We start from the raw sequence: 22,797 nt of genomic DNA, 5'->3' as shown, positions 1-22,797 counted from the left end.
CTCAGTTCTCCTTGAACGGGAAGCCCAGGAGCTTGAGCAGCGCCCGGCCCTCGTCGTCGGTCGTGGCGGTCGTGACCACCGTGATGTCCATGCCCCGCTGGCGATCGATCTTGTCCTGATCGATCTCGTGGAACACCGACTGCTCGGTCAGACCGAACGTGTAGTTGCCGTGCCCGTCCAGCTTGCGCCCGTCCAGACCGCGGAAGTCGCGGATACGCGGCAGCGCGATGGAGAGCAGCCGGTCCAGGAACTCCCACATCCGGTCACCGCGAAGGGTGACCTTCGCGCCGATCGGCATGCCCTCACGCAGCTTGAACTGCGCGATGGACTTGGTCGCCCGCCGCACCTGCGGCTTCTGGCCGGTGATCGTGGCGAGGTCACGGACCGCGCCGTCGATCAGCTTGGCGTCGCGAGCAGCCTCGCCGACACCCATGTTGACGACGATCTTGACCAGCCGCGGCACCTGCATGGGGTTGCCGTAGCTGTGCTGCTGGCGCAGCTGGGCCACGATCTCGTTGCGGTACCGCTCCTTGAGGCGCGGCATGGTCTTTTCGGTAGCCGTGGTCATCACAGGTCCTTACCGGTGCTACGCGCGATGCGGACCTTCTGGCCGTTGTCGTCGATCCGGTAACCGACGCGGGTCGGCTTGCCGTCGGAGTCCAGGACCTGCACGTTCGAGACGTGGATCGGGGCCTCCTGGGTGACGATGCCGCCGGTCTTGGCGCCACGCTGGGTGGTGCTGATGCGGGTGTGCTTCTTGACCCGGTTCACGCCCTCGACCAGGACCTTGTCCTGCCGCGGGTAGGCCGCGATGACCTTGCCCTTGGCACCCTTGTCCTTGCCGGCGATGACGACGACCGTGTCGCCCTTCTTGACCTTCACGGTCACAACACCTCCGGCGCGAGGGAAATAATCTTCATGAACCGCTTGTCCCGCAGCTCCCGGCCCACCGGGCCGAAGATGCGGGTACCACGCGGGTCCCCGCCGTCCTTGATGATGACGGCGGCGTTCTCGTCGAAGCGGATGTACGAGCCGTCCGGCCGCCGCTTCTCCTTGGCCGTGCGAACGACGACAGCCTTGACGACGTCGCCCTTCTTCACACCGGCACCCGGGATGGCGTCCTTGACCGTGGCCACGATGACGTCGCCGATGCTCGCGTAGCGCCGACCCGAGCCACCGAGAACCCGGATGCACAGGATCTCCCGAGCACCCGTGTTGTCGGCGACGCGCAGTCGCGACTCCTGCTGAATCACGTCTATCTCCTATGTCTGCCGGTTCTCCGGCCGCCGTGGCGGCCGGAGCCTGGCGGAACCTACGCCCGACGCAACGCCGGGCGAGCTCGAGCCTTCGCTACTTGGCCTTTTCCAGGATCTCCACGATCCGCCAACGCTTGGTGGCGCTCAGCGGCCGGGTCTCCATGATGAGAACCCGGTCACCGGTGCCAGCGGCGTTCTGCTCGTCGTGCACCTTCAGCTTGCTCGTACGGCGCATGATCTTGCCGTACAGCGCGTGCCGAACCCGGTCCTCGACCTCGACCACGACGGTCTTGTCCATCTTGTCGCTGACCACCAGGCCCTCACGGACCTTGCGGCGGGACCGCGCGGTGGCGGTGGCGGTGTCTTCGGTCATGATGCAGTCACCTCAGTCGGCGCGGCCGAGAGCCCCAGCTCGCGCTCGCGCATGATCGTGTAGATCCGGGCGATCTCCCGACGGATGACCTGCAACCGCCGGTTGTTGTCCAGCTGCCCGGTTGCGGCCTGCACGCGGAGGTTGAACAGCTCCGCCTTGGCCTCCCGCAGCTTCGTGACCAGCTCCTCCTCGGAGAGCTCACGCAGCTCGGTCGCCTTAACGCCCGCTGCCATCAGGATTCACCCACTTCGCGCGTAACAATGCGGCACTTCATCGGGAGCTTGTGGATCGCGCGACGCATGGCCTCTCGCGCGGTCTGCTCGTTGGGGAAGGACATCTCGAAGAGAACCCGCCCCGGCTTGACGTTGGCGACCCACCACTCGGGCGAACCCTTACCGGAACCCATCCGGGTCTCGGCAGGCTTCTTGGTGAGGGCCTGGTCCGGGAAGATCGTGATCCAGACCTTGCCACCACGCTTGATGTGGCGAGTCATCGCGATACGTGCCGACTCGATCTGCCGGTTCGTCACGTACGCCGGCTCGAGAGCCTGGATCCCGAACTCGCCGAACACCACCCGGTTACCACCCTTGGACGCGCCACTGCGGTCCGGGTGGTGCGGCTTGCGGAAGCCCTTCGGGGGCTTGCGCGGCATCAGCATCTGTCAGCCCTCCTGCTGCGTTTCTGCCGGAGCAGCCGCGGCGGCGACAGCGGAGCTGTCGACCGGCTCGCCACTCGGCGTCTCGGCCTGCTGCGCGATGGTGGTCGCAGCAGCCCGGCCGGCCTCGGTGCCACCAGCCGTGGTGCCGGACGAACCCGACCGGCCACGGCGCGGACGCTCGGGACGGTCGCCGCGCTCACCACGACGCGGGCGGGACGGACCGGCCTCGGCCGGAGCCTCCCGGCCCGGAACGGCGTCGCCCTTGTAGATCCAGACCTTCACACCGATCCGACCGAACGTGGTACGGGCCTCGAAGAAGCCGTACTCGATGTTGGCCCGCAGCGTGTGCAGCGGAACCCGGCCCTCACGGTAGAACTCGGTCCGGCTCATCTCGGCGCCGCCGAGGCGACCCGAGACCTGAACCCGAATGCCCTTGCAGACCGGGTTCTTCATCGCCGACTGCATGGCCTTGCGCATCGCCCGACGGAAGCTGACCCGGCTGGACAGCTGCTCGGCCACGCCCTGCGCGACCAGCTGAGCGTCCGACTCGGGGTTCTTCACCTCGATGATGTTCAGCTGAACCTGCTTGCCGGTGAGCTTCTCCAGCTCGCCGCGGATCCGGTCGGCCTCCGCACCCTTACGGCCGATGACGATGCCCGGCCGGGCGGTGTGGATGTCGACCCGAACCCGGTCGCGGGTGCGCTCGATGTCGACCTTGGAGATCCCGGCACGCTCGAGGCCCTTGGACATCATGCGGCGGATCTTGACATCCTCGCCGATGTAGTCCTTGTAGAGCTTGTCCGCGAACCAGCGGGACTTCCAGTCGGTCGAGATGCCGAGCCGGAACCCAGTGGGGTGAACCTTCTGACCCATTACTCGGCGTCCTCCGTCTTGCTCTGCGCTTCGGCCGGTGCGGCCTCCGTGGCCGGGGCGGCCTTCTTGGCCGCGGCCTTCCTCGGCGTTGCCGGCGCGACCGCTTCGACCGCCACGGTGATGTGGCACGTGCGCTTGCGGATGCGGTAGGCCCGACCCTGGGCCCGCGGCTGGAACCGCTTCATCGTCGGACCCTCGTCCACGAAGGCCTCGCTGACGAGCAGCGCGTCGGGGTCCAGCCGCTCGTTGTTCTCCGCGTTGGCGATCGCGCTAGCGAGCACCTTGTAAACCTGCTCGCTCGCAGCCTGCGGCGCGAACTGCAGCACCGTGAGCGCCTCCTTCGCGGGCAGGCCGCGGACGAGGTTGACCACCCGGCGCGCCTTCATCGGCGAGATGCGCACGTGCCGCGCAACCGCCCGCGCGCCCGGAAGCACCGGAGCGTCGCCCTTTCCTGGCATCGCTGTAACCCCTTGTTCCCTCTATCCGTATGCCTGGCGGCGTCAGCGCCGACGGCTCTTCCGGTCGTCCTTCTCGTGACCCTTGAACGTGCGGGTCAGCGCGAACTCGCCGAGCTTGTGCCCGACCATCGCCTCGGTCACGAACACCGGGACGTGCTTGCGTCCGTCGTGCACGGCGATCGTGTGCCCCAGCATCTCGGGGATGATCGTCGAGCGCCGCGACCAGGTCTTGATCACGTTCTTGGAGCCCTTGTCGTTCTGGACTTCCACCTTCTTGAGCAGGTGGTCGTCGACGAACGGGCCCTTCTTCAGGCTGCGAGGCATGTCTTATCTCCCTCAGCCGCGCTTACGCGTGGCGTAGCGACGGCGGACGATCAGCCGGTCACTCGGCTGGCCCTTACGGCGGGTGCGGCCCTCGGGCTTACCCTGCGGGTTGACCGGGTGGCGACCACCGGAGGTCTTACCCTCACCACCACCGTGCGGGTGGTCGACCGGGTTCATGGCGACACCACGGACGGTCGGGCGCTTGCCCTTCCACCGCATACGGCCGGCCTTGCCCCAGTTGATGTTCGACTGATCGGCGTTGCCGATCTCGCCGACGCTGGCGCGGCAGCGCACGTCCACACGCCGGATCTCGCCGGACGGCATACGCAGGGTCGCGTACGCGCCCTCACGGCCGAGCAACTGGATGCCGACGCCGGCGGAACGGGCCAGCTTGGCACCGCCACCCGGGCGCAGCTCCACGTTGTGGATCGTGGTACCGACCGGGATGTTGCGCAGCGGCAGGTTGTTGCCGGGCTTGATGTCGGCGCCCGGACCGGACTCGACGCGGTCGCCCTGCTTCATGTCCTTCGGCGCGATGATGTACCGCTTCTCGCCGTCGGCGTAGTGCAGCAGCGCGATGCGCGCCGTGCGGTTCGGGTCGTACTCGATGTGAGCGACCTTCGCCGGCACGCCGTCCTTGTCGACCCGCTTGAAGTCGATCAGACGGTACTGGCGCTTGTGACCGCCGCCGTGGTGCCGCGTGGTGATCCGGCCGTGGGCGTTACGCCCGCCCTTCTTCGGCAGCGGAGCCAGCAGCGACTTCTCCGGCGTGGACCGGGTGATCTCGGCGAAGTCAGCGACACTCGAGCCACGTCGGCCCGGCGTCGTCGGCTTGTACTTACGGATAGCCATTGTCTACACCCCTCAGCTGACCGGGCCGCCGAAGGCCTCGATGCGGTCACCGTCAGCCAGCTTCACGATCGCCCGCTTGGTCGCCTTGCGCTGACCGAAGCCGGTCTTGGTGCGCTTGCGCTTACCCTGGCGGTTGAGCGTGTTGACCGTCAGGACGCGGACGTTGAAGATCTGCTGGATAGCGATCTTGATCTCGGTCTTGTTCGCGTCCGGGTGCACCAGGAAGGTGTACCAGTTCCGGTTCAGCTCGCTGTAGCTCTTCTCCGAGACGACCGGCGCCACGATGATGTCGCGCGGGTCGGCGATCGTGCTCACTTGCCACCCTCCTCGGTGGTCTCGGCGGGCACGCCCAGGAACTCGTCCAGGGCGTCCTTGGTGAAGACCACGTCGTCGGCCACGAGCACGTCGTACGTGTTCAGCTGGCCGGACTCGATCAGGTGCACGCGCGGCTCGTTGCGCAGCGACACCCAGTTCAGCTCGTCGGTGCTGCTCAGCACGACCAGGACCCGACGGGCCTCGGTGAGCTTCGCCAGCGTGGCCAGGGCCGCCTTGGTCGACGGCTTCTCGCCCGAGACGAACGCCTCGACGACGTGCACCTGCCCGGCGCGGGCCCGGTCGGAGAGGGCACCCCGCAGAGCGGCGGCCTTCATCTTCTTCGGGGTCCGCTGGCTGTAGTCACGCGGCACGGGACCGTGCACGACGCCACCGCCGGCGAACTGCGGCGCGCGGATCGAGCCCTGGCGGGCGCGACCGGTGCCCTTCTGCTTGTACGGCTTCTTGCCGCCACCGGCGACCTCGCCGCGGGTCTTGGCCTTGTGCGTGCCCTGTCGGGCCGCCGCGAGCTGGGCCACCACGACCTGGTGCATCAGCGCGACGTTGGCCTGCACGTCGAAGATGTCCGCCGGCAGCTCGACCGAGCTGCTGGTGGTGCCTTCGACGGTGCGCACGTCAACGGTGGTCACTTGGCCGCACCGCCCTTCTTCACCTTGCTCTTCGCCGCGGTACGGACCAGAACGAGCGCGCCCTTCGGACCGGGGATGGCACCCCGGACGAGCAGCAGGTTGTTCTCGGTGTCGACCGCCTGGACGGTGAGGTTCTGCACGGTGTACCGCACGCCACCCATCCGGCCGGCCATCCGGGTGCCCTTGAAGACACGACCCGGAGTGGCGCACGCGCCGATGGAGCCGGGCGAGCGGTGCTTGCGCTCGACACCGTGACCGGCGCCCAGACCGTGGAAGCCGTGCCGCTTCATCGGGCCGGCGTAGCCCTTGCCCTTGGTCTTGCCGGTGACGTCGATGGTGACGCCGGCGGGGAACTCCTCGACAGTGACTTCCTGCCCGAGCGAGTATTCCCCGGCGTCCGTGGTGCGCAGCTCGACGATGTGCCGGCGCGGCGCCACGTCCGCCTTGGCGTAGTGCCCGCTGATCGGCTTCTTGACCTTGCGCGGGTCGATGGTGCCGTAGGCCAGCTGGACCGCGGAGTAACCGTCCTTCTCGGCGCTACGAACCTGGCTGATGACGCACGGGCCGGCCTCGACCACGGTCACGGGAACAACGCGGTTGTTGTCCCAGACCTGGGTCATGCCGAGCTTGGCGCCCAGGATCCCCTTGACTTGCCTGTCCATTTGTCCGGTCCCTACAGCTTGATCTCGATGTCGACGCCAGCCGGCAGGTCGAGGCGCATGAGCGAGTCGACCGTCTTCGGGGTCGGGTCGATGATGTCGATCAGCCGCTTGTGCGTGCGCATCTCGAAGTGCTCGCGCGAGTCCTTGTACTTGTGCGGCGAGCGGATAACGCAGAAACGGTTGATCTCCGTGGGCAGCGGCACCGGGCCCGCGACCTGCGCCCCGGTGCGCGTCACCGTCTCGACGATCTTCCGAGCCGAGGAGTCGACGACCTCGTGGTCATAGGCCTTGAGCCGGATGCGGATCTTCTGTCCCGCCATGGTGGCTTCTGTTCCTTCTCTCGATGCCGCTGTGTTGCGGGCGCCTGTACCGGCTGGTACAGGCCCACTTCGCCGACCCCCGCGGTCGGGCGTGTCGCGCCCTCGGGCCGAGCTCCGCCCCAGAGTTCCGGAGTGGTGCTGACCGCGCGGTGGGTCAAGGCGCCGATCGCATTACCGCGACCTGAACGCCGTGCGAGGGTGGTTGGCGACTGGGCCGCCAACCACCCCACGCTCGACTGACTCGCCACCCGGAGGTTCAGCGAAAGCCGAACACAGGCGACGAACTGTCGTTACGCAACCTGACTAGTATGCCGCACGACCGGCGGCGGGTCTAATCGGGGTTACCTAGTTCACTTGACGATCTTGGTGACGAACCCGGCGCCGACGGTGCGGCCACCCTCGCGGATCGCGAACTTGAGGTTCTCCTCCATGGCGATGGGCTGGATCAGCTTCACCGACATGGTGGTGTTGTCACCCGGCATGACCATCTCGGTGCCCTCGGGGAGGGTGACGACACCGGTGACGTCCGTGGTCCGGAAGTAGAACTGCGGACGGTAGTTCTGGAAGAACGGGGTGTGGCGGCCGCCCTCCTCCTTGGAGAGGATGTAGACCGTCGCCTCGAACTCCGTGTGCGGGGTGGTGGTGCCCGGCTTCACGACGACCATGCCGCGCTCGACGTCCTCGCGCTTGGTACCACGCAGCAGCAGGCCGACGTTCTCACCTGCGCGGGCGTCGTCCAGGGTCTTCCGGAACATCTCGATCGCGGTGACCTTGGTCTTGAAGCCCTTCTCGCGGATGCCGACAACCTCGACGTCCTCGTTCGGGAGCAGCACGCCGCGCTCGACACGACCGGTGACGACGGTGCCACGACCGGTGATCGTGAACACGTCCTCGACGGGCATGAGGAACGGCTTCTCGGTCTCGCGCTCCGGCTGCGGGATCGCGGTGTCGACCGCGCTCATCAGCTCGAGGAGCTTCGCGGTCCAGACCGGGTCACCCTCGAGGGCCTTCAGCGCGGAGACCTGGACGACCGGCAGGTCGTCACCCGGGTACTCCTGCGAGGAGAGCAGCTCGCGGACCTCGAGCTCGACGAGCTCCAGGAGCTCCTCGTCGTCGACCATGTCGCTCTTGTTGAGCGCCACGACGATGTACGGCACACCCACCTGACGGGCAAGCAGCACGTGCTCGCGGGTCTGCGGCATCGGGCCGTCGGTCGCCGCGACCACCAGGATCGCGCCGTCCATCTGCGCGGCACCGGTGATCATGTTCTTGATGTAGTCCGCGTGACCGGGGCAGTCGACGTGCGCGTAGTGCCGCGCCTCGGTCTGGTACTCGACGTGCGCGATCGAGATCGTGATGCCGCGGGCCTTCTCCTCCGGCGCCTTGTCGATCTCGTCGAACGGCGTGTAGGGGTTCAGGTCCGGGTACTGGTCGTGCAGGACCTTGGTGATGGCCGCCGTCAGCGTCGTCTTACCGTGGTCGATGTGACCAATGGTGCCGATGTTGACGTGCGGCTTAGTCCGCTCGAACTTAGCCTTCGCCACTGGTGTCCTCCTGTGGACTTCTTGGTTCGTACGCCCGGCGCGCCGGTCGGCGCTTAGGACTCTGTCGACAGCCTTTCCGGCCAGACGGCCGGAGAGCCTTTGTGGGTTCTGCGGCGATGAAGCCTACAGGCCCGGTCTCACGCGATCCGATCGTGGTGGCCGCGGGCGGGTGAAACCTCCCGCGACCAACCACGAATCACCTGCTCGGGGCGTTACTCGCCCGTTGCCTTGGCGATGATCTCCTTCGCGACGCTCTGCGGAACCTCGGCGTAGGAGTCGAACTGCATGCTGTAGCTAGCCCGGCCCTGGGTCTTCGACCGCAGGTCGCCGACGTAGCCGAACATCTCCGACAACGGCACCAGAGCCCGGACGATGCGGGCGCCGCTGCGCTCCTCCATCGCCTGGATGATGCCGCGGCGGGAGTTGAGGTCACCGATGACGTCACCCATGTTCTCCTCAGGAGTGGTGACTTCAACGGCCATCATCGGCTCGAGCAGTGCGGGATCGGCCTTGCGGGCCGCGTCCTTCATCACCATCGAGCCGGCGATCTTGAATGCCATTTCCGACGAGTCGACCTCGTGGTACTGGCCGTCCAGCAGCGTCAGCTTCACACCGACCAGCGGGAAGCCCGCCAGGATGCCGTACTGCATGGCGTCCTGGGCACCGGCGTCCACCGAGGGGATGAACTCCCGGGGGATGCGGCCGCCGCTGACGGCGTTGGCGAACTCGTAGGTCGGCGAGTCGTTGTCCAGCGGCAGCGGCTCGACGCTCACGATGACGCGGGCGTACTGGCCGGAACCACCGGTCTGCTTCTTGTGCGTGTACTCGACCTTCTCCACCTTGCGGCGGATGGTCTCGCGGTACGCCACCTGCGGCTTGCCGACGTTGGCCTCGACGTTGAACTCGCGGCGCATCCGGTCGACCAGGATGTCCAGGTGCAGCTCACCCATGCCGGAGATGACCGTCTGACCGGTCTCCTCGTCCAGCTGGACGCGGAAGGTCGGGTCCTCCTCGGCCAGGCGCTGGATCGCGGTGCCCAGCTTCTCCTGGTCGGACTTGGTCTTCGGCTCGATCGCCACCGAGATGACCGGCTCCGGGAAGGTCATCGACTCCAGGATCACCGGGTTCGCCGGGTCGGAGAGCGTGTCGCCGGTGGTGGTCTGCTTGAGACCCTGCACGGCGATGATGTCACCGGCCTGCGCCGACGGACGCTCTTCCCGCTTGTTGGCGTGCATCTGGTAGATCTTGCCGATCCGCTCCTTGCGGTCCTTGGTGGAGTTGACCACCTGCGAACCGGAATCGAGCGTGCCGGAGTAGACCCGCACGTAGGTGAGCTTGCCGAGGTGCTTGTCCGTCTGGATCTTGAAGGCCAGACCGGAGAACGGCTCCGAGTTCGACGGCTTCCGCAGCAGCGGGGTCTCACCGTCGGTGGCCGTACCCTCGATCGCGGGGACGTCCAGCGGCGACGGCAGGAAGTCGACGACGGCGTCGAGCATGGGCTGGACGCCCTTGTTCTTGAACGCCGAGCCGCACAGCACCGGGTTGGCCTTGCCGGCGATGGTGGCACGCCGGATGGCGGCCTTGATCTCCTCGACGGAGACCTCGTCGCCCTCCAGGTACTTCTCCATCACCGCGTCGTCGACGTCGGCGAGGGTCTCCATCAGCTTCTCGCGCCACTCGGCTGCGGAGTCGGCCAGCTCGGCCGGGATCTCCTCGACCGCGTAGTCCTCACCCTTCTGGGTCTCCCCGCGCCAGGTGAGGGCGCGCATGCCGATCAGGTCGACGACACCGATGTGGTCGCCCTCGAGCCCGATCGGGATCTGGAGCACCAGCGGGGTGGCGTTCAGCCGGTCGACCATCATCTGCACGCAGCGGAAGAAGTCGGCACCGGTCCGGTCGAGCTTGTTGACGAAGCACATACGCGGGACGTTGTACTTGTCGGCCTGCCGCCAGACGTTCTCCGTCTGCGGCTCCACGCCGGCGACACCGTCGTAGACCGCGACCGCACCATCCAGGACCCGCAGCGACCGCTCGACCTCAACCGTGAAGTCGACGTGGCCGGGCGTGTCGATGATCTGGATCGTGTGGCCCTTCCACTCACACTTGGTAGCAGCGGAGGTGATGGTGATACCACGCTCCTGCTCCTGCTCCATCCAGTCCATGACGGCAGCGCCCTCGTGGACTTCACCGATCTTGTACGTGATACCGGTGTAGAACAGGATTCGCTCGGTGGTCGTGGTCTTACCGGCATCGATGTGCGCCATGATGCCGATGTTGCGTACGTTGGCGAGCGCGTCTGCGGCGGCCACTTCAATCCCTACTTATCGTCGTCTCGACACAACTGGTGGCGGTTCCGGCGCCCGAGGGGGCGCCGGAACCAGGGTGTTACCAGCGGTAGTGCGCGAAGGCCTTGTTCGACTCGGCCATCTTGTGCGTGTCCTCGCGCCGCTTGACGGCGGCACCGAGGCCGTTGCTCGCGTCCAACAGCTCGTTCATCAGCCGCTCGACCATGGTCTTCTCGCGCCGGGCGCGGGAGTAGGTGACCAGCCAGCGCAGGCCCAGGGTGGTCGCCCGGGTCGGGCGGACCTCGACCGGAACCTGGTAGGTGGCGCCACCGACACGACGGCTGCGCACCTCGAGGGTCGGCTTGACGTTGTCCATCGCCCGCTTCAGGGTGACGACCGGGTCGGTGCCGGACTTCTCGCGGCAGCCCTCGAGGGCCGCGTACACGATGGACTCGGCGAGCTGACGCTTGCCGCGGAGCAGGATCTTGTTCACCAGCTGGGTGACCAGCGGCGAGTTGTACACCGGGTCAGCGACCAGTGGCCGCCGCGGAGCGGGTCCCTTACGCGGCATGTCAGCTCTTCTCCTTCTTCGCGCCGTAACGGCTGCGCGCCTGCTTGCGGTTGCGGACACCCTGGGTGTCCAGCGAGCCGCGAACGATCTTGTAACGCACGCCGGGGAGGTCCTTCACCCGGCCACCGCGGACGAGCACGATCGAGTGCTCCTGCAGGTTGTGACCGACGCCCGGGATGTAGGCGGTCACCTCGATCTGGCTGCTGAGCTTCACGCGAGCGACCTTGCGCAGCGCCGAGTTCGGCTTCTTCGGGGTGGTGGTGTACACGCGGGTGCACACGCCGCGCCGCTGAGGAGAACCCTTCAGCGCCGGGGTCTTGGTCTTGGTCGTCTTCGCCTGGCGGCCCTTTCGGACCAGCTGCTGGATCGTGGGCACCGGGTTTCTCCGCTCCCTTCGGCCGCATCCGCGGCCGCGCCGTCTGCTCGTTAGCCGGTCTGATGACCGGCTCTCCTACATTCCGACCAGGGTCGCCTTGCGGAGACCCCGGCACCCGCGGTCGGGCGTGTCGCCCTCGTCACGGCTCCGTTGCGACGCTTTCGCGTGCGAACCGGAGTTTGTCACCGGTACGCGGGTTGCCCCGCCCCGGATCCCTGGCTTGTCGTGCCGCCGTCCGGACTCCGGAAACAGCGCACGCACGAGTTGCCCGGGCAGGCCCGGGCACAAGGGGAAAGAGTACCTACCACAACCGCCCAGGTCAAAACGGAATGGCCCGGCGACTGTCTCACATCCGCCGGCCGGATCTCGTCCTGCCCCGTCGCCCGCGATGGGCACCTACGAGCACAAGTGTACCGGCTTCCCCGCAGGACCACCCGTCGGCCCCGGGCCGGCACCGGAATGCACCACTGATGCGAGGACGGCACCGAAACGGACGGGAGCGACCTCAGGCCAGAGCGAGGAGCAACGCCAGGCCCAGGCCCAGCAGGCTGAGCACCGCTCCCGCCACACCGCAGCTGATCCCGGCCACCGCCAGACCACGGCCGGTGAAGCGGACGGCCGGAGGCGCTACCGGCCGGCGGATCTGCCGCTGACCGAGCAGCCCGATGACCACGGCTGCCACACCCGTCAGCACCCCGAGCACCGCGAACGCCCCGGAGGCCCAGGCCCCACCCTCGTCCACGAACGTCACCCCGAAGCAGATGACCAGCAGCGAGACCACTGCCGACGCGATTCCGGCCACCAGCGCCCCGATGGCCAGCCCGGATGTGACCGGCGCCACGTCCAGGTGCACGACACCGAACGGCGTACCCGGAACCGTCTCGACCCGCTTCGGCGGTCGGCGCTGGTCGTCGGTCGGAGGCGGCGGAGACCCGGCCACGCCGCCCCATCCGGGTGCGTGACCCGGCGGCGGCGGACCCCACCCGTGGGGCACGACGGGCGCAGACGACGGCGGACCCCACCCTTGCGGCACACCAGGCCCAGACGACGGCGGACCCCACCCCTGCGGCACACCAGGCCTAGACGACGGCGGACCCCACCCGTGGGGTGCGTGGGTCGGCGCACCGGAGACCGGGTACGGCTGGTGAAAGCCGGTCGGCGCGGTCGGGCCCCAGCCGGGGTGCGGCGCACCCCAACCCGGCGCGGAGACCGGGGGGTGCGGTGGGCCGCTCGGACCCGGTCGCTCCCAGCCACTCTGCGGGGCCGAGGCCGGCGCGGACGAAGCGGGCGCGACCGAAGCGGGCGCGACCGAAGCGGGCGCGGGCGGCGTCGGTGCAGGAAGGGTCGGCTCGGGCGACGCCGGCTCGGGCGACGCCGGTGCAGGAGGGGTCGGCTCGGGCGGGGTCTGCGCGTCCGGAGGACCGGCCGGTTCGTCCGCAGGGGGCCGCGCCGGTTCCGTCACGAGGTCCTCCTGTCGAAAGGGCACCACCGCCGCACGGTGGACACCGGCCAGGCTACCGCCGAGGGCACCGTCGCCGGGGCGCGGCCACCGGCGAGCTCAGTCCATGTTCGTCGGGTAGTCGTGGCCGAACGGCGCACCGGCCAACCGGACCACACCGATCACGACCGCGATCACCACGGTGGCCGCGACCAGGACCAGGCCCGTCCAGGCCATCCGCTCCCCCCGGCGCAGCCAGGCGCCGCCGGTCAGGAAACCCCCCGAGGTGTACGCCTCACGGCGCGCCTGCCGCGCCAGTTGCAGCGCGACCGTCGCCGGCACCACCCCGCCGATGAAGAGCCCGGTCAGCATGCCGAGCAGTCCCAGTGCGAAGACCGCCCGTGCCTTCGTGGCACGGGCCGGATCCGGGTCCAGCGGGTGACGCGGGTCCTGCTGCGCGACGGGCACCTGCCCGGGTGCGGTCGTCATCCCCCCATCATGCCCAACTCGCAGCCGGGGTGGGTGGGTCCGGACGCGACGAGGCCCCCGGCGGACGCCGGGGGCCTCGTCGTGTGACTGGTGCTTAGCGGTACGACCCGAAGTCGAAGTCGTCCAGCGGAACAGCCTGCCCGCCGGCCGGCCCGAACCCGTAGTCGGTCTCCGGGTACCCGGTCATCGAGTAGACCTTGGCCTTGGCCTCCTCGGTCGGCTCCACCCGGACGTTGCGGTACTTGCTGATGCCAGTACCGGCCGGGATGAGCTTTCCGATGATCACGTTCTCCTTGAGGCCGACCAGCGAGTCGCTGCGCGAGTTGATCGCAGCGTCGGTCAGCACCCGGGTGGTCTCCTGGAAGGAGGCCGCCGAGAGCCAGGAGTCGGTGGCCAGCGAGGCCTTGGTGATACCCATCAGCACCGGACGACCGGCGGCGGGCTCGCCGCCCTCCGAGACGAGTCGGCGGTTCTCCGACTCGAACAGCGCACGGTCGACCAGCACACCCGGCAGGAACTCGGTCGAGCCGGAGTCGATGACCGTCACCCGCTTGAGCATCTGGCGGATGATGATCTCGATGTGCTTGTCGTGGATGAGCACACCCTGCGAGCGGTAGACCTCCTGGACCTCACTGGTCAGGTGGACCTGGACCGCCCGCGGACCCATGATCCGCAGAAGCTCGTGCGGGTCGATGGTGCCCTCGGTCAGCTTCTCGCCGACCGCGACGTGACCGCCGTCGTGGGTCCGGAGCTTGACCCGCTTCGAGATCTTGTCGTAGACGATCTCGTCGCTGCCGTCGTCCGGCACCACGATGATCTTGCGCGAGCGCTCGCCGTCCTCGATCCGGATCCGGCCGGGGGTGTCGGCGATGGGCGCCTTACCCTTCGGGACCCGAGCCTCGAAGATTTCCTGAACACGCGGCAGACCCTGGGTGATGTCCTCACCCGCGACACCACCGGTGTGGAAGGTACGCATCGTCAGCTGCGTACCAGGCTCACCGATGGACTGGGCGGCGATGATGCCGACCGCCTCGCCGATGTCGACCGACTTACCGGTCGGCAGCGACCGGCCGTAGCAGGCCGCGCAGACACCCAGCTTCGACTCACAGGTGAGCACGCTGCGGACCCGGACCGTCTCCACGCCGGCGGCGACGATCTTGTCGACGCCGATGGAGTTGATGTCCTGGCCACGCTCGGCCACCACGGTCCCGTCCGGGCCCTTGATGTCGTCGGCCAGCGTCCGGGCGTGCACGCTGGTCTCGGCGTGGGTGTGGACGACGAGCTTGCCGTCCAGCCGCTCGCCGATCTGCATCGGGATCGCCCGGTCGGTGCCGCAGTCCTCTTCGCGGATGATGACGTCCTGCGAGACGTCCACCAGACGACGGGTCAGGTAACCCGAGTCGGCGGTCCGCAGCGCGGTGTCGGCGAGACCCTTACGGGCACCGTGGGTGGAGATGAAGTACTCCAGCACGGACAGACCCTCCCGGTAGCTGGCCTTGATCGGCCGCGGGATGATCTCGCCCTTCGGGTTGGCCACCAGACCACGGATCGCCGCGATCTGCCGGAGCTGGAGCAGGTTACCGCGAGCACCCGAGTTGATCATCTTCCACAGTGGGTTCTCCTGCGGCAGCGCGGTGTCCATCTCCTTGGCGACCTCGTTGGTCGCCTTGGTCCAGATCTCGATGAGTTCGCCGCGACGCTCCTCGGCGGTCATCAGACCACGCTGGTACTGCTTGTCGATCCGGTCGGCTTCCTTCTCGTACCGCGCCAGGATCTCCGCCTTGCGCGGCGGAGCGATGACGTCCTCCATGCCGATCGTCACGCCGGACCAGGTGGCCCAGTGGAAACCGGCCTCCTTGAGCCCGTCCAGGGTGGCGGCCAGGGCCACCTTGGGGAAGCGCTCGGCGAGGTCGTTGACGATCGCGGAGAGCTGACCCTTGCGGATCTCGTAGTTCACGAAGCGGTAGCCCTGCGGCAGCGTCTCGTTGAACAGCACCCGACCCAGGGTCGTCTCGATGGTCAGCGGGTCACCCTCGACCCAGCCCTCCGGGGCGGTCCACGCCTCGGCGCCGGCGCCGTTGTCGACACCGATCACGCCACGCAGGCGGATCCGCACCGGCGCCTGCAGGTGCAGCTCACTGTTGTCGAAGGCCATCCGCGCCTCGGCGTCCGAGCTGAACGCCCGGCCCTCGCCCTTCTCACCGGCGGTGAGGTGGGTGAGGTGGTACAGACCGATGACCATGTCCTGGGTGGGCATGGTGACCGGCTTACCGTCGGCCGGCTTGAGGATGTTGTTCGACGACAGCATCAGGATCCGCGCCTCGGCCTGAGCCTCGGCGGACAGCGGCACGTGCACCGCCATCTGGTCACCGTCGAAGTCGGCGTTGAACGCGGTGCAGACCAGCGGGTGGATCTGGATCGCCTTGCCCTCGACCAGCTGCGGCTCGAACGCCTGGATGCCCAGACGGTGCAGGGTCGGTGCACGGTTGAGCAGCACCGGGTGCTCGCCGATGACCTCTTCCAGCACGTCCCACACGACCGGGCGCTGACGCTCGACCATCCGCTTGGCGGACTTGATGTTCTGTGCGTGGTTGAGGTCGACCAGCCGCTTCATCACGAACGGCTTGAACAGCTCCAGCGCCATCTGCTTGGGCAGACCGCACTGGTGCAGCTTGAGCTTCGGGCCGACCACGATGACCGAACGGCCGGAGTAGTCGACGCGCTTGCCCAGCAGGTTCTGGCGGAACCGGCCCTGCTTGCCCTTGAGCATGTCGGACAGCGACTTGAGCGGGCGGTTACCCGGGCCGGTGACCGGCCGGCCACGACGGCCGTTGTCGAACAGCGCGTCGACGGCCTCCTGGAGCATCCGCTTCTCGTTGTTGACGATGATCTCGGGAGCACCGAGGTCGATCAGCCGCTTGAGGCGGTTGTTCCGGTTGATCACGCGGCGGTACAGGTCGTTGAGGTCCGAGGTCGCGAAGCGGCCACCGTCGAGCTGCACCATCGGGCGCAGGTCCGGCGGGATGACCGGGACGCAGTCCAGCACCATGCCGAGCGGCGAGTTGCGGGTGTTCAGGAACGCCGCGACGACCTTGAGCCGCTTGAGCGCCCGGATCTTCCGCTGGCCCTTGCCGGACCGGATGGTCTCCCGCAGGCTCTCGGCCTCGGCGTCGAGGTCCATGTTCTGGACCAGCGCCTTGATCGCCTCGGCGCCCATGGAACCGGTGAAGTACTCACCGAACCGGTCGCGCAGCTCGCGGTAGAGCAGCTCGTCGGTGACCAGCTGCTTCGGCTCCAGCTTGCGGAAGGTGTCCAGCACCTCGTCCAGGCGGTCGATCTCGCGCTGGGCCCGGTCGCGGATCTGGCGCATCTCGCGCTCTCCGCCCTCCTTGACCTTGCGCCGGACGTCCGCCTTGGCACCCTCGGCCTCCAGCTCGGCCAGGTCGGCCTCGAGCTTGGCGGCCCGCTTCTCGATCTCCGAGTCGCGGCTGTTCTCGGACTGCCGCTTCTCGGCCAGGATCTCGTTCTCGATCGTCGAGAGGTCACGGTGACGCGACTCCGCGTCCACGCTCGTCACGACGTACGAGGCGAAGTAGATGATCTTCTCGAGGTCCTTGGGGGCGAGGTCCAGCAGGTAGCCCAGCCGGCTCGGAACGCCCTTGAAGTACCAGATGTGGGTCACCGGAGCGGCGAGCTCGATGTGCCCCATCCGCTCACGGCGGACCTTGGAGCGAGTCACCTCGACGCCGCAGCGCTCACAGATGATGCCCTTGAACCGGACCCGCTTGTACTTACCGCAGTAGCACTCCCAGTCCCGCTGCGGACCGAAGATCTTCTCGCAGAAGAGCCCGTCCTTTTCCGGCTTCAGGGTGCGGTAGTTGATCGTCTCAGGCTTCTTGACCTCGCCGTGCGACCACTGACGGATGTCGTCGGCGGTGGCGAGACCAATGCGCAGCTCGTCGAAGAAGTTGACGTCGAGCACTATGTCCCCTATGTCGTCGTCTGTACTGCTAATTCTCGGGTGGGGTCGGGGGCCGGCGAACCGGCCCCCGACCGCTCACCTCAGACCTCTTCGACCGAGCTCGGCTCGCGCCGGGACAGGTCGATGCCCAGCTCCTCAGCGGCCCGGAACACCTCGTCGTCGGTCTCGCGCATTTCCAGGGCCACACCGTCGCTGGACAGCACCTCAACGTTGAGGCACAGCGACTGCAGCTCCTTGAGTAGCACCTTGAACGACTCCGGGATGCCCGGCTCCGGGATGTTCTCGCCCTTGACGATGGCCTCGTAGACCTTCACCCGGCCGAGCACGTCGTCGGACTTGATCGTGAGCAGCTCCTGCAGGGCGTAGGCAGCGCCGTACGCCTGCATCGCCCAGCACTCCATCTCACCGAAACGCTGACCACCGAACTGCGCCTTACCACCCAGCGGCTGCTGCGTGATCATCGAGTACGGGCCGGTCGACCGAGCGTGGATCTTGTCGTCGACCAGGTGGTTGAGCTTCAGGATGTAGACGTAGCCGACAGCGATCGGGTCCGGCAGAGGCTCGCCGGAACGACCGTCGAAGAGCTGCGCCTTGCCGGTACGACCGATCAGCTGCTTGCCGTCCCGGTTGGGCAGGGTCGACTCGAGCAGACCGGAGATCTCCTCCTCGCGGGCACCGTCGAAGACCGGGGTCGCCACGTTCGTGTCGCCCTCGGACTCGTGCGCGTCGATCGAGCGGAGCTGGCGCTTCCACTCGGCGTCGTCGCCCTCGACCTTCCAACCGGTCTTGGCGACCCAACCGAGGTGGGTCTCCAGCACCTGACCGATGTTCATCCGGCTCGGCACACCGAGCGGGTTGAGCACGATGTCGACCGGGGTGCCGTCCTCCAGGAACGGCATGTCCTCGACCGGCAGGATCTTCGAGATGACGCCCTTGTTGCCGTGCCGGCCGGCGAGCTTGTCGCCGTCCTGGATCTTGCGCTTCTGGGCGACGTAGACCCGGACCAGCTCGTTGACACCCGGCGGCAACTCGTCGCCGTCCTCGCGGGAGAACGTGCGCACGCCGATGACCGTGCCGGTCTCGCCGTGCGGCACCTTCAGCGAGGTGTCCCGAACCTCACGCGCCTTCTCACCGAAGATCGCGCGGAGCAGGCGCTCCTCCGGGGTCAGCTCGGTCTCACCCTTGGGCGTGACCTTGCCGACCAGGATGTCACCGGGGACGACCTCGGCGCCGATCCGGATGATGCCGCGCTCGTCGAGGTCAGCGAGCATTTCCTCGCTGACGTTCGGGATGTCGCGGGTGATCTCCTCCGGGCCGAGCTTGGTGTCCCGAGCGTCGACCTCGTGCTCCTCGATGTGGATCGAGGTGAGCACGTCCTGCTGCACGAGGCGCTGCGACAGGATGATCGCGTCCTCGTAGTTGTGGCCCTCCCAGCACATGAACGCCACCAGCAGGTTGCGTCCGAGCGCCATCTCGCCCTCGTCGGTGCACGGGCCGTCGGCGATGACCTGACCGGCCTCGACGCGGTCGCCCTCGAAGACGACCGGCTTCTGGTTGACGCAGGAGCCGGCGTTGGAGCGGCGGAACTTGTGCAGCAGGTACGTCCGGCGGTGGCCGTCATCCTGGTGGATGGTGACGTAGTCGGCGCAGAGGTCCTCGATCACACCACCGACCTCGGCGACCACCACGTCGCCGGCGTCGACCGCCGCGCGGTATTCCATGCCCGTACCCACGAGCGGCGCCTCGGCCTTGACCAGCGGCACCGCCTGGCGCTGCATGTTCGCGCCCATCAGTGCCCGGTTGGCGTCGTCGTGCTCGAGGAACGGGATCATGGCGGTCGCGACCGAGGTCATCTGCCGGGGCGAGACGTCCATGTAGTCGACGGCACCAGGGACGACGTCCTCGGTCTCGCCGCCCTTACGACGGCAGAGCACCCGGTCCTCGGCGAACGTGCCGTCAGCCTTCAGGCGCGCGTTGGCCTGGGCCTTGACGAACCGGTCCTCCTCGTCCGCGGTCAGGTAGTCGATCTGGTCGGTGACCCGACCCTCGACGACCTTCCGGTACGGCGTCTCGATGAAGCCGAACGGGTTGACCCGGGCGAAGGTGGACAGCGCGCCGATCAGGCCGATGTTCGGGCCTTCCGGCGTCTCGATCGGGCACATCCGGCCGTAGTGGGACGGGTGCACGTCGCGGACCTCGAAGCCGGCCCGCTCCCGGGACAGACCACCCGGGCCGAGCGCGCTCAGCCGACGCCGGTGGGTCAGGCCCGCCAGCGGGTTGGTCTGGTCCATGAACTGGGACAGCTGCGACGTACCGAAGAACTCCTTGATCGCCGCCACCACCGGGCGGATGTTGATCAGGGTCTGCGGCGTGATCGCCTCGACGTCCTGCGTGGTCATCCGCTCGCGGACGACCCGCTCCATGCGGGACAGGCCGACCCGAACCTGGTTCTGGATCAGCTCACCCACGGTGCGCAGGCGACGGTTGCCGAAGTGGTCGATGTCGTCGGCCTCGTAGCCCTCCTCACCGGCGTGCAGCCGGCAGAGGTATTCCACGGTGGCGACGATGTCGTCCTCGGTCAGCGTGCCAGTGGTGATCGGCACGTCGACTTCGAGCTTCTTGTTGAACTTGTAGCGCCCGACCTTGGCGACGTCGTACCTCTTCGGGTTGAAGAAGAGGTTGTCGAGCAGGGTCTGGGCGTTCTCGCGCGTCGGCGGCTCGCCAGGGCGCAGCTTGCGGTAGATGTCGAGCAGCGCCTCGTCGGCGCCGGCGATGTGGTCCTTCTCGAGCGTGGTCATCATCAGCTCGGACCAGCCGAACTTCTCACGAATGCGCTCGGCCGACCATCCGATGGCCTTGAGCAGGACCGTGACGGCCTGCCGACGCTTACGGTCGATGCGTACGCCGACCGTGTCGCGCTTGTCGATGTCGAACTCCAGCCAGGCACCCCGACTCGGGATGACCTTGACGCTGGAGAGGTCGCGGTCGGAGGTCTTGTCCGGCTGCTTGTCGAAGTACACGCCCGGAGACCGGACGAGCTGGCTGACCACGACGCGCTCGGTGCCGTTGATGACGAAGGTGCCCTTGGGCGTCATCATCGGGAAGTCACCCATGAACACCGTCTGGCTCTTGATCTCGCCAGTGGTGTTGTTGGTGAACTCCGCGGTCACGAAGAGCGGAGCGCAGTAGGTCAGGTCCTTCTCCTTGCACTCCTCGATCGAGGCCTTGACCTCGTCGAAGCGCGGCGCCGAGAAGGAGAGTGACATGGTGCCGGAGAAGTCCTCAATGGGACTGATCTCTTCAAGGATCTCCGCGAGACCCGAGCGTGCGTGCGGGTCGTCCGCCGACCGGCCCTGCCAAGCCTCGTTGCCGACGAGCCAGTCGAAGGACTCGTTCTGAATGGCAAGGAGGTTGGGGACCTCGAGGTGTTCGGTGATCCTGCCGAATGAAACTCGGCGGGGAGCGAATGCGCTCGACGTACGACTGGTCTTCGCAGGGCGGGAAGCTGCCAAGATGCGTCCTTCCGAGGACCGGTGCTGCAGAACGGCTGGTACGCGTGCACTCCAATGACCCCACCAGAATTATCCGTAAACGGACATTTCCGAGCAGGGGTCAAGTCGGAAGGCAGCGCAAACTAGCAGTGTAGCCGAGAGGCTAACCGCTGTCCAGCCCACCCCGCAGGTCGTTTGCGGAACGCGCCTCGGCCCCCGTCAACCGGGTCTGCCGGGCCGCTCAGAACGCAACTCCCCACTGGGCCGCACGGGTGACCGCGACCGATGGTGCCGTCGCTGTCATACCCACATCGTGGCCGTCGCAAGCGCGGTGTCTTGCTGGTGTCAGCGTGCCTGGCAGGCCGGTGCCGCGTCAAGGGCCGGTATCCGGGTCGCTACTTCTTTCCTCCTGGCGGGCGACCCGCTCCGCCCGTCGGGATCCCGGAGGCCGGCCGTCGGAGCCCAGCTCAGGGCCGGTCCGCGCCGGATCCACCAACACGGCGGGCGGCGATCCGTGTCGGATCACCGCCCGCCGTGACGCGATTCGTGTCCCGGCTCACGAGCCGGGTACGCGCAGGTGGAGCTCAGGTCACTTGAGGGTGACCTTGGCGCCCTCACCCTCGAGCTTGGCCTTCGCCTTCTCGGCGGTCTCCTTGTTGACCTTCTCCAGGATGGCCTTCGGCGCGGACTCGACCGCGTCCTTGGCCTCCTTGAGGCCCAGGCCGGTCAGCTCACGCACGACCTTGATGACCTGGATCTTCTTGCCACCGTCGGCGTCGAGGATGACGTCGAACTCGTCCTTCTCCTCCTCGGCCGGGGCAGCAGCGCCACCGGCGGCACCGCCGGCCGCGGCAACCGCGACCGGAGCGGCAGCGGTGACCTCGAAGGTGGTCTCGAACTGCTTCACGAACTCAGAGAGCTCGATCAGCGTCATCTCCTTGAACGCGTCGAGCAGCTCGTCGGTGCTGAGCTTCGCCATGTCTGGCGTCCTTTCCTAATGCTGAATAAGTAAGAACTGGTGCGCCGTGGGGGCCGTCAGGCCGCCTCGGCGCCCTCCTTCTCGCGCTTGTCCTGCAGGGCAGCCGCCAGACGGGCGGTCTTCGACAGCGGGGCCTGGAACAGGGCCGCGGCCTTGCTCAGGTTGCCCTTCATCGCGCCGGCCAGCTTGGCCAGCAGCACCTCGCGGGACTCCAGGTCGGCGAGCTTCGTGACCTCGGCCGCGGAAATGGCCTTGCCCTCGAAGACACCGCCCTTGATGACGAGCTTCGGGTTGGCCTTCGCGAAGTCGCGAAGACCCTTCGCCGCCTCGACGACGTCGCCCGAAACGAAAGTCAGCGCGGTAGGACCGGTGAACAGCTCGTCGAGGCCGGTGATGCCCGCGTCCGTCGCAGCACGCTTCGCCAGCGTGTTCTTCGCGACCATGTAGCTGGTCTCGGCGCCGAGCGAGCGCCGAAGCTGGGTGAGCTGGGAAACCGTCAGACCGCGGTACTCGGTCAGCACGGTGGCGCCCGAGCTGCGGAAGCTCTCGGTCAGCTCAGCGACGGCCGTGGCCTTGTCGGCACGAATCGGCTTGTCCGCCATGTCCCTCCTCTCTCGTTACTCGAGGCTGGTCCCGTCACGGCCGAAGCCGAAACGGGAGCGGAGGCGACGCGACAACGAAAAAGCCCCGGCGCAGGGCGCACGGGGCGAGGGCCGGCGGATCGTCACGGTCGGCGGACCATGCTCACTGCCGAGTTACGCTTGCCGCCCTGCGCGGGTCGCCCGGTGTCGCGGGACCTTCGACCGTGCCGAAGCACGGTGACCAGCGGTCTCTGGGTGGTTCGACATCCATGAGAACACGGATGACGTTTGAAGACTACGCGCCCAGGTCACCAGCACCAAAT

General features: G+C 67.6%; 24 protein-coding genes. All 24 read right to left on the bottom strand.

Going from position 1 to position 22,797, the window contains the following annotated elements:
- Nucleotide 1: 1 nt before the first annotated feature.
- The 24 genes from rplE to rplJ all read right to left on the bottom strand — a co-directional run bounded on the left by rplE (nt 2) and on the right by rplJ (nt 22,495).
- Nucleotides 2-568, bottom strand: coding sequence for a 50S ribosomal protein L5 (gene rplE, locus O3438_RS25955; protein WP_332367469.1), 567 nt, complete (start codon nt 566-568; stop codon nt 2-4).
- Entirely contained in the window at nt 568-888 is a 321-nt protein-coding gene (gene rplX / locus O3438_RS25950; protein ID WP_007465276.1) for a 50S ribosomal protein L24, read from the bottom strand. Before rplX ends, rplE begins: the two co-directional genes overlap by 1 nt.
- Nucleotides 885-1,253: a 50S ribosomal protein L14 gene (rplN, locus tag O3438_RS25945; RefSeq protein ID WP_007073026.1), complete on the bottom strand. Its 369-nt coding sequence runs from the start codon at nt 1,251-1,253 to the stop codon at nt 885-887. Before rplN ends, rplX begins: the two co-directional genes overlap by 4 nt.
- Before the next feature lie 97 nt (nt 1,254-1,350).
- Nucleotides 1,351-1,629, bottom strand: coding sequence for a 30S ribosomal protein S17 (rpsQ, locus tag O3438_RS25940; RefSeq protein WP_112584814.1), 279 nt, complete (start codon nt 1,627-1,629; stop codon nt 1,351-1,353).
- Nucleotides 1,626-1,862, bottom strand: a complete 237-nt coding sequence (rpmC, locus tag O3438_RS25935; RefSeq protein WP_007465283.1) for a 50S ribosomal protein L29 — start codon at nt 1,860-1,862, stop codon at nt 1,626-1,628. The genes rpsQ and rpmC overlap by 4 nt, the downstream gene beginning before the upstream one ends.
- On the bottom strand, nt 1,862-2,287 hold the full coding sequence (gene rplP, locus O3438_RS25930; protein WP_053653940.1) for a 50S ribosomal protein L16: 426 nt from the start codon (nt 2,285-2,287) through the stop codon (nt 1,862-1,864). Before rplP ends, rpmC begins: the two co-directional genes overlap by 1 nt.
- Nucleotides 2,288-2,290: 3 nt before the next feature.
- Nucleotides 2,291-3,160, bottom strand: coding sequence for a 30S ribosomal protein S3 (rpsC, locus tag O3438_RS25925; RefSeq protein WP_145778898.1), 870 nt, complete (start codon nt 3,158-3,160; stop codon nt 2,291-2,293).
- Nucleotides 3,160-3,618 (bottom strand): 50S ribosomal protein L22, encoded by a 459-nt coding sequence (rplV, locus tag O3438_RS25920; RefSeq protein WP_088987577.1) that lies wholly within the window; start codon nt 3,616-3,618, stop codon nt 3,160-3,162. Before rplV ends, rpsC begins: the two co-directional genes overlap by 1 nt.
- A gap of 42 nt (nt 3,619-3,660) precedes the next feature.
- On the bottom strand, nt 3,661-3,942 hold the full coding sequence (gene rpsS / locus O3438_RS25915) for a 30S ribosomal protein S19 (RefSeq protein WP_007465299.1): 282 nt from the start codon (nt 3,940-3,942) through the stop codon (nt 3,661-3,663).
- 12 nt (nt 3,943-3,954) lie between these two features.
- Nucleotides 3,955-4,794: a 50S ribosomal protein L2 gene (gene rplB, locus O3438_RS25910; RefSeq protein WP_088950237.1), complete on the bottom strand. Its 840-nt coding sequence runs from the start codon at nt 4,792-4,794 to the stop codon at nt 3,955-3,957.
- A 12-nt stretch (nt 4,795-4,806) separates the two neighbouring features.
- Nucleotides 4,807-5,109: a 50S ribosomal protein L23 gene (rplW, locus tag O3438_RS25905; RefSeq protein ID WP_007465304.1), complete on the bottom strand. Its 303-nt coding sequence runs from the start codon at nt 5,107-5,109 to the stop codon at nt 4,807-4,809.
- A complete protein-coding gene (rplD, locus tag O3438_RS25900) occupies nt 5,106-5,756 on the bottom strand; it encodes a 50S ribosomal protein L4 (RefSeq protein WP_088987575.1) in 651 nt (216 codons plus the stop codon). Before rplD ends, rplW begins: the two co-directional genes overlap by 4 nt.
- On the bottom strand, nt 5,753-6,418 hold the full coding sequence (gene rplC, locus O3438_RS25895) for a 50S ribosomal protein L3 (RefSeq protein WP_088987574.1): 666 nt from the start codon (nt 6,416-6,418) through the stop codon (nt 5,753-5,755). The genes rplD and rplC overlap by 4 nt, the downstream gene beginning before the upstream one ends.
- 11 nt (nt 6,419-6,429) lie before the next feature.
- On the bottom strand, nt 6,430-6,738 hold the full coding sequence (gene rpsJ, locus O3438_RS25890) for a 30S ribosomal protein S10 (RefSeq protein ID WP_007073037.1): 309 nt from the start codon (nt 6,736-6,738) through the stop codon (nt 6,430-6,432).
- A 350-nt stretch (nt 6,739-7,088) separates the two neighbouring features.
- Nucleotides 7,089-8,282 (bottom strand): elongation factor Tu, encoded by a 1,194-nt coding sequence (gene tuf / locus O3438_RS25885; RefSeq protein ID WP_145778897.1) that lies wholly within the window; start codon nt 8,280-8,282, stop codon nt 7,089-7,091.
- 212 nt (nt 8,283-8,494) lie between these two features.
- Entirely contained in the window at nt 8,495-10,591 is a 2,097-nt protein-coding gene (gene fusA / locus O3438_RS25880) for an elongation factor G (protein ID WP_269682302.1), read from the bottom strand.
- A gap of 76 nt (nt 10,592-10,667) precedes the next feature.
- On the bottom strand, nt 10,668-11,138 hold the full coding sequence (rpsG, locus tag O3438_RS25875; RefSeq protein ID WP_007465317.1) for a 30S ribosomal protein S7: 471 nt from the start codon (nt 11,136-11,138) through the stop codon (nt 10,668-10,670).
- A gap of 1 nt (nt 11,139) precedes the next feature.
- Nucleotides 11,140-11,514 carry a 30S ribosomal protein S12 gene (rpsL, locus tag O3438_RS25870; protein WP_007465318.1) on the bottom strand — a complete coding sequence of 125 codons (375 nt, stop codon included), beginning with the start codon at nt 11,512-11,514 and terminating at the stop codon, nt 11,140-11,142.
- Nucleotides 11,515-12,019: 505 nt separating this feature from the next.
- Nucleotides 12,020-12,454, bottom strand: coding sequence for a phage holin family protein (locus O3438_RS25865; protein WP_269682301.1), 435 nt, complete (start codon nt 12,452-12,454; stop codon nt 12,020-12,022).
- Nucleotides 12,455-13,072: 618 nt separating this feature from the next.
- The gene (locus O3438_RS25860; RefSeq protein ID WP_269682300.1) at nt 13,073-13,441 is read right to left on the bottom strand and encodes a hypothetical protein; all 369 of its coding nucleotides are present in this window, start codon (nt 13,439-13,441) and stop codon (nt 13,073-13,075) included.
- Between the two features lie 94 nt (nt 13,442-13,535).
- Nucleotides 13,536-17,423: a DNA-directed RNA polymerase subunit beta' gene (locus O3438_RS25855; protein WP_088987569.1), complete on the bottom strand. Its 3,888-nt coding sequence runs from the start codon at nt 17,421-17,423 to the stop codon at nt 13,536-13,538.
- 80 nt (nt 17,424-17,503) lie between these two features.
- A complete protein-coding gene (gene rpoB, locus O3438_RS25850) occupies nt 17,504-20,935 on the bottom strand; it encodes a DNA-directed RNA polymerase subunit beta (RefSeq protein ID WP_145778892.1) in 3,432 nt (1,143 codons plus the stop codon).
- A 568-nt stretch (nt 20,936-21,503) separates the two neighbouring features.
- Nucleotides 21,504-21,893 carry a 50S ribosomal protein L7/L12 gene (rplL, locus tag O3438_RS25845; RefSeq protein ID WP_145778891.1) on the bottom strand — a complete coding sequence of 130 codons (390 nt, stop codon included), beginning with the start codon at nt 21,891-21,893 and terminating at the stop codon, nt 21,504-21,506.
- 56 nt (nt 21,894-21,949) lie between these two features.
- On the bottom strand, nt 21,950-22,495 hold the full coding sequence (rplJ, locus tag O3438_RS25840) for a 50S ribosomal protein L10 (RefSeq protein WP_145778890.1): 546 nt from the start codon (nt 22,493-22,495) through the stop codon (nt 21,950-21,952).
- Nucleotides 22,496-22,797: the final 302 nt, after the last annotated feature.

It is taken from the genome of Micromonospora sp. WMMC250 (genome assembly GCF_027460215.1).
GTDB classification, from domain to species: domain Bacteria; phylum Actinomycetota; class Actinomycetes; order Mycobacteriales; family Micromonosporaceae; genus Micromonospora; species Micromonospora taraxaci.
Note: the sequence above shows the minus strand (reverse complement) of the source record. Positions and strands in the feature narration are given on the sequence as shown.

What these genes read in the sequence shown, in the direction of transcription:
- rplE (WP_332367469.1), bottom strand. Translation starts at nt 568, where the DNA reads ATGACCACGGCTACCGAAAAGACCATGCCGCGCCTCAAGGAGCGGTAC.
- rpsQ (WP_112584814.1), bottom strand. Translation starts at nt 1,629, where the DNA reads ATGACCGAAGACACCGCCACCGCCACCGCGCGGTCCCGCCGCAAGGTC.
- rpmC (WP_007465283.1), bottom strand. Translation starts at nt 1,862, where the DNA reads ATGGCAGCGGGCGTTAAGGCGACCGAGCTGCGTGAGCTCTCCGAGGAG.
- rplP (WP_053653940.1), bottom strand. Translation starts at nt 2,287, where the DNA reads ATGCTGATGCCGCGCAAGCCCCCGAAGGGCTTCCGCAAGCCGCACCAC.
- rpsC (WP_145778898.1), bottom strand. Translation starts at nt 3,160, where the DNA reads ATGGGTCAGAAGGTTCACCCCACTGGGTTCCGGCTCGGCATCTCGACC.
- rplV (WP_088987577.1), bottom strand. Translation starts at nt 3,618, where the DNA reads ATGCCAGGAAAGGGCGACGCTCCGGTGCTTCCGGGCGCGCGGGCGGTT.
- rpsS (WP_007465299.1), bottom strand. Translation starts at nt 3,942, where the DNA reads ATGCCTCGCAGCCTGAAGAAGGGCCCGTTCGTCGACGACCACCTGCTC.
- rplB (WP_088950237.1), bottom strand. Translation starts at nt 4,794, where the DNA reads ATGGCTATCCGTAAGTACAAGCCGACGACGCCGGGCCGACGTGGCTCG.
- rplC (WP_088987574.1), bottom strand. Translation starts at nt 6,418, where the DNA reads ATGGACAGGCAAGTCAAGGGGATCCTGGGCGCCAAGCTCGGCATGACC.
- rpsJ (WP_007073037.1), bottom strand. Translation starts at nt 6,738, where the DNA reads ATGGCGGGACAGAAGATCCGCATCCGGCTCAAGGCCTATGACCACGAG.
- rpsG (WP_007465317.1), bottom strand. Translation starts at nt 11,138, where the DNA reads ATGCCGCGTAAGGGACCCGCTCCGCGGCGGCCACTGGTCGCTGACCCG.
- O3438_RS25860 (WP_269682300.1), bottom strand. Translation starts at nt 13,441, where the DNA reads ATGACGACCGCACCCGGGCAGGTGCCCGTCGCGCAGCAGGACCCGCGT.
- rplL (WP_145778891.1), bottom strand. Translation starts at nt 21,893, where the DNA reads ATGGCGAAGCTCAGCACCGACGAGCTGCTCGACGCGTTCAAGGAGATG.
- rplJ (WP_145778890.1), bottom strand. Translation starts at nt 22,495, where the DNA reads ATGGCGGACAAGCCGATTCGTGCCGACAAGGCCACGGCCGTCGCTGAG.